Source organism: Bacillus mycoides (assembly GCF_000832605.1).
Classification (GTDB): Bacteria; Bacillota; Bacilli; order Bacillales; family Bacillaceae_G; genus Bacillus_A; species Bacillus_A mycoides.
The window spans coordinates 4,316,983-4,333,951 of sequence record NZ_CP009692.1 but is presented as its reverse complement, the minus strand read 5'-3'; the positions used below and the strand labels follow the sequence as shown (position 1 = coordinate 4,333,951).

The 16,969-nt window shown below is 36.3% G+C and carries 18 protein-coding genes, 1 riboswitch and 1 other annotated feature; of the genes, 16 read left to right on the top strand and 2 right to left on the bottom strand.

The annotated features are described in order from the left end of the window. The first annotated feature begins 4 nt into the window (after positions 1-4). The 8 genes from sat (at position 5) to BG05_RS23940 (ending at position 7,576) form a co-directional block, all read left to right on the top strand. Positions 5-1,141 (top strand): sulfate adenylyltransferase, encoded by a 1,137-nt coding sequence (gene sat / locus BG05_RS23975; RefSeq protein WP_002126309.1) that lies wholly within the window; start codon positions 5-7, stop codon positions 1,139-1,141. Between the two features lie 12 nt (positions 1,142-1,153). Further along, on the top strand, positions 1,154-1,747 hold the full coding sequence (gene cysC / locus BG05_RS23970) for an adenylyl-sulfate kinase (protein ID WP_002030679.1): 594 nt from the start codon (positions 1,154-1,156) through the stop codon (positions 1,745-1,747). Between the two features lie 11 nt (positions 1,748-1,758). Then, complete coding sequence (locus BG05_RS23965; protein WP_002126313.1) at positions 1,759-3,381, top strand: nitrite/sulfite reductase; 1,623 nt, start codon at positions 1,759-1,761, stop codon at positions 3,379-3,381. Positions 3,382-3,392: 11 nt separating this feature from the next. Beyond that, the gene (locus BG05_RS23960) at positions 3,393-3,593 is read left to right on the top strand and encodes a DUF3906 family protein (protein WP_000366913.1); all 201 of its coding nucleotides are present in this window, start codon (positions 3,393-3,395) and stop codon (positions 3,591-3,593) included. Positions 3,594-3,677: 84 nt separating this feature from the next. Then, complete coding sequence (gene cobA / locus BG05_RS23955) at positions 3,678-4,454, top strand: uroporphyrinogen-III C-methyltransferase (protein WP_002126317.1); 777 nt, start codon at positions 3,678-3,680, stop codon at positions 4,452-4,454. Between the two features lies 1 nt (position 4,455). After that, positions 4,456-5,208 carry a sirohydrochlorin chelatase gene (locus BG05_RS23950; protein WP_002030685.1) on the top strand — a complete coding sequence of 251 codons (753 nt, stop codon included), beginning with the start codon at positions 4,456-4,458 and terminating at the stop codon, positions 5,206-5,208. After that, positions 5,183-5,800: an NAD(P)-binding protein gene (locus BG05_RS23945; RefSeq protein ID WP_002186321.1), complete on the top strand. Its 618-nt coding sequence runs from the start codon at positions 5,183-5,185 to the stop codon at positions 5,798-5,800. Before BG05_RS23950 ends, BG05_RS23945 begins: the two co-directional genes overlap by 26 nt. A gap of 61 nt (positions 5,801-5,861) precedes the next feature. Further along, positions 5,862-6,109 (top strand) — a binding site (T-box leader). A 111-nt stretch (positions 6,110-6,220) separates the two neighbouring features. Further along, positions 6,221-7,576 (top strand): sodium-dependent transporter, encoded by a 1,356-nt coding sequence (locus BG05_RS23940; RefSeq protein ID WP_003188171.1) that lies wholly within the window; start codon positions 6,221-6,223, stop codon positions 7,574-7,576. Positions 7,577-7,608: 32 nt separating this feature from the next. Here BG05_RS23940 and BG05_RS31190 read toward each other — a convergent pair whose 3' ends face one another. Continuing rightward, entirely contained in the window at positions 7,609-7,773 is a 165-nt protein-coding gene (locus tag BG05_RS31190; protein WP_003188170.1) for a hypothetical protein, read from the bottom strand. Positions 7,774-7,871: 98 nt separating this feature from the next. Continuing rightward, positions 7,872-9,146, bottom strand: coding sequence for a murein hydrolase activator EnvC family protein (locus BG05_RS23935; RefSeq protein WP_003188168.1), 1,275 nt, complete (start codon positions 9,144-9,146; stop codon positions 7,872-7,874). 492 nt (positions 9,147-9,638) lie between these two features. On the opposite strand from BG05_RS23935, the gene gltP reads away from it, so the two are divergent. From gltP to BG05_RS23895, 8 genes are all read left to right on the top strand, one after another. After that, positions 9,639-10,913: a glutamate/aspartate:proton symporter GltP gene (gene gltP / locus BG05_RS23930; protein ID WP_002186318.1), complete on the top strand. Its 1,275-nt coding sequence runs from the start codon at positions 9,639-9,641 to the stop codon at positions 10,911-10,913. 68 nt (positions 10,914-10,981) lie between these two features. Then, positions 10,982-11,500, top strand: coding sequence for a ribonuclease FAU-1 family protein (locus tag BG05_RS23925; protein WP_002168807.1), 519 nt, complete (start codon positions 10,982-10,984; stop codon positions 11,498-11,500). Positions 11,501-11,620: 120 nt separating this feature from the next. Then, positions 11,621-11,726, top strand: a riboswitch (SAM riboswitch). A gap of 94 nt (positions 11,727-11,820) precedes the next feature. Next, the gene (locus BG05_RS23920; protein ID WP_002186317.1) at positions 11,821-13,137 is read left to right on the top strand and encodes a Na+/H+ antiporter NhaC family protein; all 1,317 of its coding nucleotides are present in this window, start codon (positions 11,821-11,823) and stop codon (positions 13,135-13,137) included. Between the two features lie 229 nt (positions 13,138-13,366). Then, positions 13,367-13,723 carry a lmo0954 family membrane protein gene (locus tag BG05_RS23915; RefSeq protein ID WP_002011676.1) on the top strand — a complete coding sequence of 119 codons (357 nt, stop codon included), beginning with the start codon at positions 13,367-13,369 and terminating at the stop codon, positions 13,721-13,723. Between the two features lie 44 nt (positions 13,724-13,767). After that, positions 13,768-14,430, top strand: coding sequence for a PspA/IM30 family protein (locus BG05_RS23910; RefSeq protein WP_002011675.1), 663 nt, complete (start codon positions 13,768-13,770; stop codon positions 14,428-14,430). Between the two features lie 106 nt (positions 14,431-14,536). Then, on the top strand, positions 14,537-15,277 hold the full coding sequence (gene liaF, locus BG05_RS23905) for a cell wall-active antibiotics response protein LiaF (RefSeq protein WP_002126337.1): 741 nt from the start codon (positions 14,537-14,539) through the stop codon (positions 15,275-15,277). Next, entirely contained in the window at positions 15,277-16,332 is a 1,056-nt protein-coding gene (locus BG05_RS23900) for a sensor histidine kinase (protein WP_002011673.1), read from the top strand. Before liaF ends, BG05_RS23900 begins: the two co-directional genes overlap by 1 nt. Then, the gene (locus BG05_RS23895; RefSeq protein WP_000598709.1) at positions 16,329-16,961 is read left to right on the top strand and encodes a response regulator; all 633 of its coding nucleotides are present in this window, start codon (positions 16,329-16,331) and stop codon (positions 16,959-16,961) included. The genes BG05_RS23900 and BG05_RS23895 overlap by 4 nt, the downstream gene beginning before the upstream one ends. Positions 16,962-16,969 lie beyond the last annotated feature (8 nt).

The following is a 16,969-nucleotide window of genomic DNA, read 5'->3' as shown; positions in this document are numbered from 1 at the left end:
GAAGATGAGTACAACAAATGAATTAGTAAACCGCATTGATGAAACATATGAAATATCGAACATTGTAAAGGAAATCGAGATAGACAAAATTGCACTTAGTGATTTAGAACTTTTGGCGACAGGAGGATATAGCCCTCTTACAGGATTTTTAGGGAAGAGAGATTATGATTCAGTAGTAGAAACGCTTCGTTTAGCAAATGGTAGCGTATGGAGTATACCAATTACATTGCCGGTAACAGAGGAAGTAGCAGAGGGACTGAAAGCTGGAGAGGAAGTAAAACTTGTTAACGATGGAAATGTATATGGTGTTATTCAAATAGAAGATATTTTTGTACCTGATAAAGAAAAAGAAGCGTTACTTGTATATAAAACGACGGATGAAGCTCATCCAGGAGTAAAGAAATTATATGAACGACCAAACGTTTACGTTGGAGGAGCTATTATTCTTACAAAACGTTTTGGGAATAATCCATTTCCTTCTTATCATTTAGATCCAATTGAAACGAGAGAAGAATTTAAAAAACGCGGTTGGAAAACAGTAGTTGGATTTCAAACGAGAAACCCAGTACATCGTGCCCATGAGTATATTCAAAAATCTGCCCTTGAAATTGTAGATGGTCTCTTTTTAAATCCGCTCGTTGGGGAAACGAAGTCAGATGATATTCCTGCTGATGTAAGGATGGAAAGCTATGAAGTATTACTTCAAAACTATTATCCGAAAGATCGTGTCTTTTTAGGTGTATTTCCTGCAGCAATGCGTTATGCAGGACCAAGGGAAGCGATATTTCATGCACTAGTAAGAAAGAACTTTGGTTGTACCCACTTTATTGTAGGGCGTGATCATGCTGGGGTAGGGGACTATTACGGAACATATGAAGCGCAGGAAATCTTTACGAATTTTACAGTAGAAGAGTTAGGGATTACGCCGTTATTTTTTGAACATAGTTTTTACTGCACGAAATGTGAAGCAATGGCTTCAACGAAAACATGTCCGCATGGAAAAGAAGACCGTGTCATCTTATCGGGTACGAAAGTACGAGAAATGTTAAGGAATGGTGAGATTCCGCCAAGTACATTTAGTCGTAAAGAAGTAGTGGAAGTGCTAATTAAAGGTTTGAAAAAAGAAGTAGTAACAGAATAGGGAGAGAATAAGATGGATACGAATATTACTTGGCATACAGCTTCTGTTTCAAAAGATGAGAGAAGAGTGAAGAATGGGCATCACAGTTTTGTAGTTTGGTTTACTGGTTTATCAGCTTCGGGTAAATCTACAGTAGCGAATGCGGTTGCTCGTAAACTATTTGAAAAGAATATAGGAAATTATGTGCTAGATGGGGATAATATTCGGCACGGTTTAAATAAAGACTTAGGTTTTTCTGAAAGTGATCGTATGGAAAATATAAGACGTATTGGCGAAGTGGCGAAGCTATTTGTAGATCAAGGTACTGTTGTTCTTACAGCGTTCATTTCACCATTTCAAGTAGATCGAAAACAAGTTAGGGATTTATTAGCGGCAGATGAGTTTATAGAAGTGTTTGTAAAATGTCCAATTGAAGAGTGTGAAAAACGTGATCCAAAAGGGTTATACAAAAAAGCGAGACAAGGTGATATTAAAGAGTTTACTGGTGTTGATTCACCGTATGAGGAACCAAAACAAGCAGAATTAATTGTAGAAACGCACAAGTATTCTATTGAAGAATGTGCAGAACAAATCGTGAAATACTTACAAGAGCGTAGTTTTATATAGGGGGATAAAAGATGAGTTATGAAAAAGTGTGGGCTAATAATGAAAAATTGAATCCGTCCGAGAAAAAGAAATTAGAAAAAGATGGATTAGAAATCTTTAATGATATTCCTTACTATGCGGAGAATGGATTTGAATCTATTCCGAAAGAAGAGTGGGACGCTTTTAAATGGGCAGGATTGTATTTGCAAAGACCAAAAGAAGCGGGCTATTTTATGATGCGTGTCAACATTCCTTCTGGAATTATTACAAATGCGCAGGCAGAGGTGCTGGCTTCCATTGCTGAAGATTATGGGCGTGATGTGTTAGATATTACGACAAGACAGGCGATTCAGTTTCATTGGTTAGAAATTGGGCAAATTCCGGATATTTTTAAGAGGTTAGTTAGAGTTGGTTTATCTTCAGCGGGGGCATGCGGTGATATTACGCGTAATATCACAGGAAATCCACTTGCTGGAATTGATGCGAATGAACTATTTGATACAACATCGATTGTTAAAGAAATATACGATTACTTCCAACATAATGAAGAGTTTTCTAATCTACCACGTAAATTCAAAATGTCTATTAGTTCTAACATTTATAATTCAGCAAATGCAGAGATTAACTGTGTGGCGTTTACACCTGCTACGAAAGAAATAAATGGTGAGGAAAAGGTTGGGTTTCATATAAAAATAGGCGGAGGATTATCAGCTCGTCCGTACTTAGCGGAAGAATTAGATGTATTCGTTTTACCAGAAGAAGTGAAGGCAGTGTCGATTGCAATTGCTACTATATTCCGTGATTTTGGATATCGTGAAAAACGCCACTTAGCACGTTTGAAATTTCTTGTCGCTGACTGGGGCGCTGAGAAATTTAAAGAGAAACTAGTAGAATACACAGGCCCATTGCAAAGTAAAGGGGAAAGTGCTCTCAAAGGCTGGAATGCAGGATACTTTTATGGCGTTCAAGATCAAAAACAAGCAGGATTAAAGTATGTCGGCTTTAATGTACCAGTAGGGCGTTTACACGCAGAGGAAATGTTTGAGATTGCAAGAATTGCAAAGAAATATGGAAACGGGCAAATTCGAACTTGTAACTCTCAAAACTTCATTATTCCGAATGTTCCGCCAGAAAATGTTGCAGGATTATTAAGTGAACCGTTGTTTGAAGCAATTTCAGCAAATCCGAAATCGTTTATCGGTCATGCGGTTTCATGTACTGGCATTGAGTATTGCAATCTTGCGTTAGTAGAAACGAAAGAAAGATTACGCAAAATCGCAGAGTACTTAGATACACAAATTGCACTCGATGTTCCAGTTCGAATTCATATGGTAGGATGCCCGAACTCATGTGGTCAACGTCAAATTGCTGATATTGGTTTGCAAGGGATAAAACTGAAAACGAAGGAAAAGGGAATCGTTGAGGCGTTTGAAATATATGTGGGCGGAACACTATTAGACGGAGGAGCATATAACGAAAAGTTAAAAGGGAAAATAGATGGAGAAGATTTGCCGGATGTTCTCGTGTCCTTTTTAAGTTATTTCCAAAAGAATAAATTACTAGCCGAAACGTTTTATGATTTCGTAGGACGTGTTGGAGTGGAAGAATTACAAATTGTACTAAATCGTGTATTAGAAGAAGTAATAGCATCTTAGGAGGGGGCAATATGGACTTATATCGATTTGAAGCTGTATTAGTAAATAGTATTGTTCCAATTGTTGTCGTTGCTCAGAGTGAAGAACAGGCATTTAAGCTTGCGGAAATTGAGCTTGAAAAACATTTTTTACCGTTACCAGAAGTGAAAGAGATTTCTTTGTTTGAAAAAAAGAAGATTCGAAAAGGGGCGGCATTTGTTATTCATGAGTAGAGAACATGTAATACGAAATAATAGTAACTTCCATTCGTGATTAAGAGTGGAAGTTTCATTTTATAGTAGAAATGAGGAGAGATTATGGGGAAGGTTTATATCGTCGGGGCGGGTCCTGGTGATCCGGATTTAATTACTGTTAAAGGGTTGAGATGCATCGAGAAGGCTGATGTTATATTGTACGACCGTCTCGTAAATAAAGAATTGCTTTCTCATGCAAAGCCTGAAGCGGATTTAATTTATTGCGGGAAACTCCCAAATTATCACACGATGAAGCAAGAGACAATTAACACATTTCTTATTAAATATGCGAAAAAAGGAAAAGTTGTAACGAGACTTAAGGGCGGAGATCCATTTGTATTTGGAAGAGGTGGAGAAGAAGCTGAAGCGTTAGCGAAGCAAAGTATCCCATTTGAAATTATTCCTGGTATTTCAGCTGGTATAGCTGCTCCTGCTTATGCTGGAATTCCAGTAACGCATCGCGATGCAAGTGCAAGTTTTGCTGTTGTGACAGGGCACCGGAAAGAAGGGGCTGAAGAGGAAGTGAAGTGGGAAAGTTTAGTGAAAGGTGTAGATACATTAGCGGTCTATATGGGGGTTAGTAATTTACCTTACATATGTGAACAACTAATAAAACATGGAAAAGATCAAAGTACACCTGCCGCTATCATTGAGTGGGGAACGACATCTATGCAGCGTACTGTTACAGCGACGTTAGGAACAATTGTAGATGTTGCCAAAAAAGAACGAATTCAAAATCCAAGTATGATTGTTATTGGAGAAGTTGTCCGTTTTAGAGAAAAGATACATTGGTTTGAGAAACAAACGGAAAATGCATATCAAGTAAGCGGAGTATTGTAAAGTGAAGGCTGTTATATATATATGTCATGGAAGCCGTTTGAAAGCAGCAAAAGAAGAAGCGGTTGCATTTATTACGTCATGTATGAACCGTGTAGAGGCAAATATTCAAGAAATTTGTTTTTTAGAGCTAGCGAATCCTTCTATTGAAGAAGGATTTCGTACATGTGTGAAGCGTGGTGCTACAGAGATTGTCGCTATTCCTGTTTTTTTATTAGCGGCAGGACATGTAAAGAAAGATATTCCGTTTGAATTACGAAAGTTAAACGAGGAATATCCGGATATCAAAATAGTGTATGGTAATCCATTTGGTGTATCAGAAGTGCTTGTAAAAGCGGTATATAACGGAAGTGGTATTAAAGACTATAAAGAAGAAGTAACACTTTTGCTCGTTGCAAGAGGGAGTAGTGATCCGGAAACTTTACAAGACATAAAGTGGATTTCTTCTTTATTTCAAAAAGAAGAGAACATTAAAGAGGTGGAAGTTTGTTATTTAGCAGCCGCGGAGCCGAAGTTTGATGAGAGGTTGAAAGAAATTGTAGAACAAAAAGAACGGAACATTGTTGTGTTACCTTACTTATTATTTACAGGCTTACTCATGAAACATGTTGAGAAAGAAGTGCGTCAATATGAGTCGGAAGAGATAAAAATAAGTCCCTATTTAGGAAAGAATGTAGCGTTTCGAGAGATGTTAATTCAGAAAACAGAGGAAATATTGAAGGGAGATCAATATGTATCCACTTACAGTGCGAGTTGATAAGAAACGTGTTGTTGTCATTGGTGGAGGGAAAGTAGCGGGGTTTAAAATTATTCCTTTACTAAAACAAGGTGCGGATATAGTTGTGGTAAGTACAGAATTAGATGCAAATTTAGTGAAACTTGTAGAAGAAAAGCAAATTCGTTGGTATCAAAGAGAGTATGAGAAAAGTGATATTAAAGATGCTTTTTTAGTAGTTGCAGCGACTAGTGATTCGGTACTAAATGAACAAATTGCTGAAGATGTCTCGGTAAATCAATTGGTAAATGTTATTACGAATCCGGAAAGTGGAAATGTTCATTTTCCGGCGGCGTTTCATCGTGGTTTGCTTAATGTAGCTGTTTCTACAGGAGGAGCAAGCCCGAAATTGGCGAAAAAAATTCGTGACGATATCGCAAATAAATATGATGAGACATATGAAGCGTATCTTAATTTTTTATATGAAGTAAGAATAAAAGTGAAAGAATTACAAGTAGATAAGCGGCAGAGAAATATACTATTACAAGAAGTATTAAAGTCAGTATATGTTCTAAATGGAGAAAAAAGAGAATTGTTTTTACAAGAATTAGAGAGAAAGGTTCATATAGGATAATGAATAAATTGTGCTTTACAACTATAAGAATATAATTTATAATCACAAGTAACTTCAATAGATGAAATCGATGAGCAAGAAGAGTACGTATATTTGATGCGTTCAGAGAGCTGGGGTAAGGTGTGAGCCCGGTACGATAAAATATACAGAATGGGCTTGCGAGAGGTATGCTGAACATTGCAGTAGGCAACCCGGGTTCCGCCGTTAAAAGGATAGAGTATCGGAATTTTCCTGTACTTGAACAAGTGGGATTTATCAATCCAATTGAGGTGGTACCACGGTATTTATATTACATATATCGTCCTCTACATGCATATTTGCGTGTAGGGGACTTTTTTATTTTCTAAAGGAGGTGTGCGAGTATGAAATGAAAGTGTATAATTGGTAAAAGTTTAAATATTCAGAAAAGGAGAAATTATAATGAAAGAAACACAGCAATGGACGTCGAAAATAGGCTTTGTACTCGCAGCAGCGGGAGCCGCAGTAGGTCTTGGGGCAATATGGAAGTTTCCATATGTTGCAGGTAATGGAGGGGGAGGCGCGTTCTTCCTTGTATTCTTACTATTAACTTTATTTATTGGTATGCCTCTTCTTGTAGCTGAATTTGTTATTGGCCGTAGTACTCAAAAAGAGGCAGTTACAGCTTATAAAGTATTAGTACCAAATAGCAAGTTATATCCTTGGATTGGTCGTATGGGGGTTGTTATTTGTTTTAGCGTACTATCTTTTTATAGTGTTGTAGGTGGATGGATTTTACTTTATTTATACTATAGTGTCACAGGTAGTTTCTGGAACGGAGTAGTCGATTATGGGCAATTGTTTGCTGAAACAATTGCAAATCCAGTAAGTGCGATTGGGGCGCAATTCATTTTTATGCTTTGTACCATTTTTGTTGTTAGTAAAGGTGTGGAAAAAGGCATAGAAAAGGCAAGTAAGTACATGATGCCGCTATTATTCATTTTATTTATTGCTATCATTATTCGTGCGTTAACACTTGATGGTGCTATGGCTGGGGTAGAGTTCTTCTTAAAACCAGATTTTTCAAAGCTTACAGCAGATACGATTTTATATGCGATGGGACAATCTTTCTTCTCACTAACGGTAGGTGCCTCGGTAATGGTAACGTATAGTTCGTATTTAAAGAAAGAAGAGCATTTAGCTAAATCAGCAACATCTATTGTAAGTTTAACTGTATTTGTTACAGTACTTGCAGGATTAGCGATTTTTCCGGCGATTTTCGCATTAGGAGTTAAACCGACAGAAGGACCAGGGCTACTGTTTATCGTTCTTCCTGCTGTCTTTGCGAAAATTCCATTTGGACAATTTTTCTTCATTATGTTTTTAGTTTTATTCTTCTTTGCGACTTTAACATCTGCGATTTCAATGCTTGAAATTGTAGTAGCATCTGTTGCGAAAGATAATGAGAAGAAGCGTCCGTCAGCTTCGTTATTAATTGGTATTCTTATTTTTGCAGTTGGAATCCCATCAGCGTTATCGTTTGGAATTATGAGTGATGTGAAAATATTTGGTAAGACATTCTTTGATTTCGTCGATTTTTCGGTAAGTAATGTATTACTGCCACTCGGAGTACTAGCCATTTCGTTATTTGTACCAAATAAAATGAGTAAAGAGCTATTAATGAAAGAATTAGAAGTTACGGAAACGAAAGGGAAAACATTGTTTAATATTTGGTTCTTCTTGCTTCGTTATGTTATTCCGGTAACTGTAATTATCGTATTTTTAAATGCGATAGGTGTATTTAAAATGTTTGCATAATAAAAAGACGGAGATGTGGATTCTCCGTCTTTTTATTGTGTTGTAGAAGTATTTAATAAGCGATTATATGCTTTATAAGCTGTGACAACTGCGATAAATGATCCAATTAAAAATAACGCTGAGCCGCCGAATGTAAATAGCCGGCCAATGTATGTTTCTCTAGCTTCTTCTATTTCTTCTTGTAATTGTGTATTCATATTTATCACCCCGCAAAATATAGGCATTTAGTTGTAGTTTATGTAAAACGCCTAAAAAGTGTGAAGTAGTAAAAAAAACTCGGTATGCACCGAGTTTTTTATAATCCGATATAAGGAGACGGATCAACTGCGTTTGTCTTACCAACATTCCATTCCCCGATATGAAGTTCGAAGTGTAAATGTTGTCCGTAAGATTGACCGGTATTTCCCATAAAGCCAAGTTGATCGCCTTGTTTTACAGTTTGTCCATTTGATACAGAGCGGCTATTCATATGTGCATACACTGTCGTATATGTTTTTCCATTAACACGGTGAGATAAGTAAACAACGTTTCCGTAACTAGAGGATAATTCTGAACGGATAACAACGCCATCTGCAGCGGCAATAATTGGAACTGTTCCCGAAGCTGCGATATCAATTCCTTTATGGTTATCTAAAGAACGTGCGCCGAATCCAGAAGTTTTTGATCCAGCGGCTGGCTTAATAAATCCACCTTTGTTCGTATCTTGCGGTGTTGGTGCGGATTGTGTGCTTTCTTTAGCAGAAGCGGCGGCTTGTTTTTTTGCTTCCTCAGCCTTGCGTGCCTCTTCAGCTTTGCGAGCTTCTTCCGCACGTTTTTCTTCTTCAATTGCTTTTTGAACAGCTTGACGCTGGTTTTCTAAAATACCTTGTGACTCTTCTAATCCTTCAATCTCGGAATCTACTTTTGATACTTTCGTATGTAGATCTTTAATAAGAGTTTGTTGCTGTTGTTGATTACTTTGTAACTCTTGTTGTTTTTGTACTAATTTTTGCTCGGATTCTTTCAATTGTTGCTCTTTTTTCTCAACAGCTTCTTTTTCTGTCGTCACAGCATTCTGATCACTTGTTTGCTTTTTCACAATATCTGTATCGTTATTTAAAATTAAACTTACAGAATACATATTATCAACAAGATCGGCAATATTTGCAGAACTTGTTATTACTTCTGTAATGATACTCGTACGAGGCTTTTCTTGCATAGATTGTAGTCGTTGTTTAATAACTTCCTGCCGTGTATCTATGTTCGTTTGTAATTGCTCTATATGTTTCTTTTTTTCAGTAATAACTTGCTGTGTGTTGCTAATTTCTTTTTTTGTATCGTTTAATTCAGCTTCGTTTTTATTAATAGAAGTAGTTAATTCGTCGATTTTCTTTTGTAATTCCTGGATTTCTTTTTCTATTTGTTCTTTCTCAGCTGATTTATTTTGTAAGTCATTTTGTTTGCCTTCTAATTCGGATTGAATATTAGATAATTTATTCTCATTCGTTTCAGCGTATACGGGTGAAAATAACGGGGAAACGAAAATCGTTCCAGCTGCTAAAACACTAAATGCTGCAAATTTCTTTTTCATGGTTGTCTTGCTCCTTTCCCTATGAATGTTATATATCATAAGAAGAAGAGTGTCTATCGTTGTAATCATAATGTAAAGAAAATTTTATAATTTTGCTAAGTTTTGTCGGAATTTAGTATCTTTTCGTAGTGTTTGTCATAAAGTGAAATTTTTGCATGCATACAAAAATGCACCATTTTCTATTTTGTTCTAAAAAAAACATGGAAAATAATGGAATTTTCGATGGTGAAACATTACTTTAAAAACCTTTAAATCACTAGTGAGGGATCGTTCTCATGTTAGGTTTTCTTACATGGGTTTTATTTTTGTCAAGAAAATTATTTGCATTCGGGCAAACTTATTTTGTTGTCAGATTTTAAATTTTGATTTATGATTTTTAACAGGGACAAAATGTAGTGAATTGTCGAATAATATGTAATACTCTTAATTTCATGTTTTATAGAGATAGAATGAGAGATAGAGTGACACATCGAAGAGGGGGTTACAACAAATATGAAAAGAATAGGACTTGCATGGCAAATTTTAATAGGACTTGCGCTTGGTATTGCAGTTGGGGCGATTTTCTTTGGCAATCCGGCAGTGGTTGATTATTTAAAACCAATTGGTGATATTTTCATTCGATTAATTAAGATGATCGTTGTACCAATTGTTGTAGCAAGTATCGTTGTTGGTGTTGCTGGTGTTGGCGATGTTAAGAAGTTAGGCCGATTAGGCGGAAAAACAATTCTTTACTTTGAAATTATTACAACACTTGCAATTGTTGTTGGTCTATTAATAGCGAACATTTTCCAACCTGGAAAAGGCGTTGATATGGATAAATTAACAAAGACTGATATTTCTAAATATGCAGAAACAACAGCTCAAGTACAAAGTCATTCGTTTGCGGATACGTTTGTAAATATTGTTCCGACGAACATTATGAAATCATTGGCTGAAGGTGATATGCTTGCTATTATCTTCTTCTCAGTATTATTTGGTTTAGGTGTAGCAGCAATTGGTGAGCGTGGTAAACCAGTTCTACAATTTTTCCAAGGTGTAGCAGATGCAATGTTTTATGTAACGAACCAAGTTATGAAGTTTGCACCATTTGGTGTATTCGCATTAATTGGTGTTACAGTTTCTACATTCGGATTAGCTTCATTAATTCCATTAGGGAAATTACTCATTGTAGTATACGGAGCAATGATCTTCTTCGTTGTAGTTGTATTAGGACTTACAGCGAAAATATTTGGAATAAACATTTTCCAATTCTTTAAGATTTTAAAAGACGAGCTGATCTTAGCGTATTCTACAGCAAGTTCAGAAACGGTTTTACCGAAAATTATGGAGAAAATGGAGAAATTCGGTTGTCCGAAAGCAATTACATCTTTCGTTATTCCAACAGGTTATTCATTTAACTTAGATGGATCAACTTTATATCAAGCAATTGCGGCAATTTTCTTAGCGCAAATGTACGGTATTGAATTATCCATTACACAACAAATTACGTTATTACTTGTATTAATGGTTACATCAAAAGGTATCGCGGGTGTACCGGGCGTATCATTCGTTGTATTATTAGCAACACTTGGTACAGTAGGTATTCCAGCTGAAGGTTTAGCGTTTATTGCAGGTATTGACCGTATTCTTGATATGGCTCGTACAGCAGTTAACGTTGTAGGTAACTCTTTAGCGGCTGTAGTTATGTCTAAGTGGGAAGGTCAATATGACGCTGAAAAAGGACAAGCCTATTTAAAAGAGATATCTGAAAAGGGTCAAGCGGCTTAATTATAATATGAACAAGCTCTCACATAATATGTGGGGGCTTTTCTATATATAGAAGAGGAGCGGACGTAATGAAACGTAAATATGGTGACGGTTCTTCGTGGAAGCGACTAATAGAGAAGGATTATATGGTTAAGCAAGTAGAGGATGGAATGTTAGGAATACTGGACATAAAAAAAGTGAGAGAACCTAGTTATAAAGAATACAATGGTAAACAGCTTTGCATTGCAGGTGATGGGTATACATGGATGCAATATTTTATAAACGGGGAAAACTTTGCAATTACAGCTATGTTAGACAATCAAAAACAATTACTGCAATATTATATCGACGTGACGAAAGAATATAAAATAGACGAGCGTGGTTTACCTTATTTTGATGATTTATATTTAGATGTAGTATTGTTACCGAACGGTGAGATCTATGTACTGGATGAAGACGAGTTAGAGGATGCCTATAAAATTGGTGATGTTACAAAAGAAGAATATGAGTTAGCATGGAATACAACAAAATGGATTATCGCGAAGATAAAAAATAGAAAATTTTATTGGATCTCAATATTGGATAAAGAAATCGAAAAGTTAAAATGATTGGTTTATTCATATTTTTGCATAATTACCAAAAAAATCTATACAAAAAATAATTGACTTTTGTTTTGTAAGCGAGTAAAGTTAGGAAAGAAATTATTATTAAAAAATAAATATGAAACCTTCTTATAAAGAGAGGCGGAGGGACTGGCCCTACGATGCCTCGGCAGCGGACTCGATTTCAGAGTGCTGTGCCAAATCCAGCAAGCGTGTGCTTGAAAAATGAGAAGAGTGTTTCTTATAGATGTATAAGACCTCTTCTCGTCGGAAGAGGTCTTTTGTTATTAATTAGAAAAGGTTGAAAACTAGGGAGAGATGATACTTTGAAAGAAACGAGAGGAAATGGTTTAGCTTTATTACCACTTGGAATATTTTTGGCGCTATTTATTGGTTCAGGGATTATTACAGGTGATTTCTATAAATTGCCGATACTCGTAGCGATTATGATTGCTGTAGGAATTGCTTTAGTGATGAATCGTAAGGAAAGCTTTAATGTGAAAGTAGAACGATTTGCTAAAGGTGCAGGAAACCCTGATATTATGATCATGGTTCTGATTTTTGTGCTTGCAGGGGCGTTTTCTGAAACAGCAAAAGGAATGGGCGGAGTTGATTCCACTGTTAACTTAGCGTTATCTATTTTACCCCAAGGATTTATCGTTGCTGGAATTTTTGTTATAGGGGCATTTATTTCATTAGCGATGGGAACTTCAATGGGAACAATTGCTGCATTAGCACCGATTGCTGTAGGTATTAGTGGGCAAACAGATATCTCAATTGCACTTACGATGGCTACTGTTGTGGGCGGAGCGATGTTTGGCGATAATTTATCATTTATTTCTGATACGACAATTGCTGCTGTTCGTTCGCAAGGAACAGAAATGAAAGATAAGTTTAAAACGAATTTTTTAATTGTATTGCCAGCTGCAGTCATTACAATTGTAATATTAGTAATGATTACTTTAGGTAATGATACAGAAATTAAAGCTCATACATTTGATTGGGTGAAGATTTTACCATATGCAGGTGTACTTGTTACAGCGCTACTTGGCTGGAATGTACTCATTGTATTAACTGGTGGAACGGTATTATCTGGTGTTATCGGTCTTATAGATGGAAGTTATACGTTAGAGAGTTTCTTTAAAAGTGTAACGACTGGAATGGGCGGTATGATGGAGTTAGTGTTACTTGCCATTTTAATCGGTGGTATGGTTGAACTTATCCAGTATAATGGTGGCATTCAATATTTAATGAATCTTTTAACACGTAATATTCGTTCGAAAAAAGGAGCAGAGTTCGGTATTGCTGGCTTAGTGAGTATGACGAATATGTGTACAGCGAATAATACGATTTCTATTATCTTTACAGGTCCGCTTGCGAAAAACATTGCAGATCAATATGAAATTGACCCTCGTAAATCAGCGAGTGTATTAGATCTTTTCTCATGCTGTGTGCAAGGATTAATTCCGTATGGTGCGCAAATGTTAACGGCAGCAGGATTTGCGGCGTTATCTCCAATTGAATTGTTACCATATGCGTTTTATCCAATCTTAGTTGGAGTATGTGGAATCATTTCTATATTAATTGGTTTCCCGAGGTTTTCTAAAGTAGCGGGAAAGAAAGAGTATCACAAAACAGCATAATTTAAAATGAAGTTTATGAATAGTAACGAAAGCCGTACAGAGAATGTTCTCTGTACGGCTTTTTATGTGCGATAAAAGAGTGAATCATCCTATCCTACCGCATATTTTTGCAAAAGGCTGAATTTAACTCGGTCTTAAGTCTGAGTCGAAAACAGTTCTTAAGCTCGTTATGAAAAAATGAAAAAATAGTTAAGATAAGAGTATCAAATCGAAGGGAGGCAAGCACAAGATGAAACAATTTCTAGCGTTTATCGCAGCCGGTATTTTGGCTTTAATTGCTCTTGGTAGTCTTGCTGGTATTGTAGGATTCGCCATTGGAGCAGGAGTTGTGTACTGGAGCTATAAATCATTTGTGCGAGCTAAATCATTCTTTGGAAAGTTAGCTTGGGGTATTGTTGGTTTAATCGGTTTGTCCATTGCACTTTCTCATTCCCCAGCATTAATCGGTATCGCAGCATTAGTAGTTTTATACTACGGATACCGTGAGTGGAAAAAAGGAAAAAATGTAGTTGTTGATTCTGCTCCAGAAAGTGCTAAACCATATAGCAACTTTGAAGATGAGTGGAACAAGTTAATGAAAAACTAATATAAAATAAATCAAATTATAAAGTAGAAGAGAGGAAGATTATAATGAAACAATCTTTATTCGGACGTGTACGCGATGCAATTTTAGCTGATTTTCATAATGTGTTAGATGAGAAAGAAAGAAAAAATCCAATTGCTATGTTAAACCAATATTTACGAGATAGTGAGCGTGAAATAACAAAAATTGAGAAGTTAATTCAGCGTCATAAAACATTAAAATCTAACTTCGCTCGTGAGCTTGAGCAAGCACGTTATTTCGTTAATAAAAGATCAAAGCAAGCTATCATCGCACAAGAAGCAGGCGAATTGCAATTGCATGAACGTGCATTAGAAGAAGTAGCGTATTATGAAGGGCAAGTAACTCGCTTAGAAGAAATGTATGCTGGTGTTGTAGAGCAAATTGATGAGTTAGAGCGTCGTCTTTCAGAAATGAAAAATAAATTAAAAGAAATGAACGCAAAGCGTATGGAATTAATGGCACGTGAAAATATGGCGCATGCAAACCGCCGTATGAATACTGCTATGCATAAAATGGATGAAAATAATCCGTTCTTACGATTCGAAGAAATTGAAGATCACATTCGTGACATAGAGCTTCGTATAAATGAAGAGCATGAGCGTGATACATTTGATATGAAAATTGCAAAACTAGAGAGTGAAATGAAAGAGAAAAATGAAGTATCGTTAACGAAAGAAGTAACAAAATAATTGTAGTATATAATAAAACAGGCTTATGATATAGTGATAGGAGAAAAGGTGTTGGAAAGCAATGCCTTTTCTTCTATGTATATGTGACAAGGAGGGGGGAGCTGAAATGAAGAAGCAATTTTCAAAAACACAATTTATGGGGATGCTCCTCATCATATTTGGATTCGGTCTTTTTCTTGATATGATACTTGGACATTTTGAACCAGGTGGTCTAATATTTGCATTTATTATGATTATGTTTGGAAGACATTATCGAAAGAAGAACCGTTATGTAAGAGGGAATGTATTTTTATTTGTCGGTGGTATTGTCTTCTTATTCTTCTTATTTTCATCAGCGGCATTCGTACTTGTTGTGTTTGCTTGTTTAGCTTTAATTGGTTATCAACTTATTCAACAAGGACATCGGCAAAAAGCAATGAAAGTTGAAATTAAAGAAAAGGGATATATAAATGAAGAAAAACAAATATATCGTACAGAACCGTATATAAAAAATATGTTTGTAGGTAATGTACGAATGATGGATCATATTTATGAAATAGAGGATATTAACGTCCAATATGGTGCTTGTGACGTCGAGATTGATTTAACAACTGCTATGATTCCAGAGGGAGAAACGGTTATTGTGATTCGGGGCGTCATTGGTAATATTCGCTTATATGTACCATATGATATTGAATTGTCTTTAAATCATTCTGTTATTGTTGGGCGAGTGCTCCTGCCAGGACACGAAGAAACTGGATTTAACCGTAATGTTACGTTTAGAACAGAACAGTATAAAGAAGCCCCTCGTCGTATTAAAATTATTTCTTCGCTTGTCGTAGGCGATACGGAAGTGAGGAAAGTATAATGAAAAAACAAAGGAATATTTCGTGGATGTATATTCGTTATTCTATGTTGTCCTCTGTGAGTATCGCACTTATTTGTACAATTGTATATGTATGGAAAAGCGAGCAACAAGTTTATGATTTACTCTGGAAAGAATCCATTGCTTCTGTTCCAATTGGCTTGTTTATTATGAGTACGAGTCTTCTTATCGGAGGAATTGTAGGATATGCAATCGGTTATTATATAGAACAGCGTATACAAGGATTAAATACTTTTCTATTTGAAGTAGAGCGAGGGAATTTTCCGAGTGATGTTTCATTTACTGCGGACGATGAATTTCATGAAGTGGAACGAAAAGTAATTGGTCTTGCTCGTCGCTTAGAGGAGCAAGCTGGGCTATTTCAAAAAGTAACGAATGAACGAGCCCATTGGAATGAAGAGATGAGACAAGAAGCGATTTCTCAAGAAAGGCATCGATTAGCGAGAGAGCTACATGATTCTGTAAGTCAGCAGCTTTTTGCAATGTCGATGATGATGTCAGCCATTAATGAGCAAGCAGCTGAAATTCCAGACACGACGAAAAAACAGTTGCAGCTTGTTGAGAATATGGTTGTAAATGCACAATCAGAAATGAGAGCTTTGCTCCTTCATTTACGCCCAGTGCAGTTAGAAGGTAAGAAACTAACAGAGGGTATAGAAGAATTATTAACAGAACTGTCTAGAAAGCAACATATGAAAATTGAATGGTTAATTGAACCGATTCAATTAAAAAAAGGTGTAGAGGATCATTTATTCCGTATTGTACAAGAGGCGCTGTCTAATACTTTACGGCATGCGAAGGCAAAGAAAACCGAAGTACGCCTTCGGAAAATTGATCAATATGCGATTTTGAAAATTATTGATGACGGTGTTGGGTTTAAAGTTGGTGTTAATAAGGCTGGTTCATACGGTTTAAGGTCAATGCAAGAGCGAGTTCATGAAATTGGTGGTACATTAAAAGTTCTTAGTTTTCCGAATAAAGGTACGCAAATAGAAGTGAAAGTACCTATTATGATTGAGAGAGGGGGAGAATCATGATAAAAGTATTACTAGTTGATGATCATGAAATGGTTCGAATGGGTGTATCAGCATATTTATCAACGCAGCCAGATATTGAAGTAGTTGGAGAAGCTGAAAATGGAAGAAAAGGTTCAGAGTTAGCTTTGCAATTAAGACCGGATATTATTTTAATGGACCTTGTTATGGATGAGATGGATGGGGTTGAAGCGACACGTGCTATTATTCAAGAATGGCCAGAAGCGAAAATTGTAGTTGTCACGAGCTTTTTAGATGATGAAAAGTTATATCCTGTTATTGAGGCGGGGGCGACAAGTTATTTATTAAAAACATCAAGAGCGAGTGATATTGCAGATGCTGTAAGAGCTACTTATGATGGGGAAACGGTATTAGAGCCGAAAGTTACTGGCAAAATGATGTCTCGTATGCGTCAGAAGAAAGAACAACCTTTGCATGAGGAGTTAACAGAAAGAGAGTCTGAAATTTTGTTATTAATTGCAGAGGGGAAAAGTAATCAAGAGATTGCAGATGAGTTGTTTATTGCCCTTAAAACAGTAAAGACACATGTGAGTAATATATTAAATAAGCTAAATGTAAGTGACCGGACACAGGCGGTTATTTATGCGTTTAGACACCAATTGACGAAATAAGAAGGAAG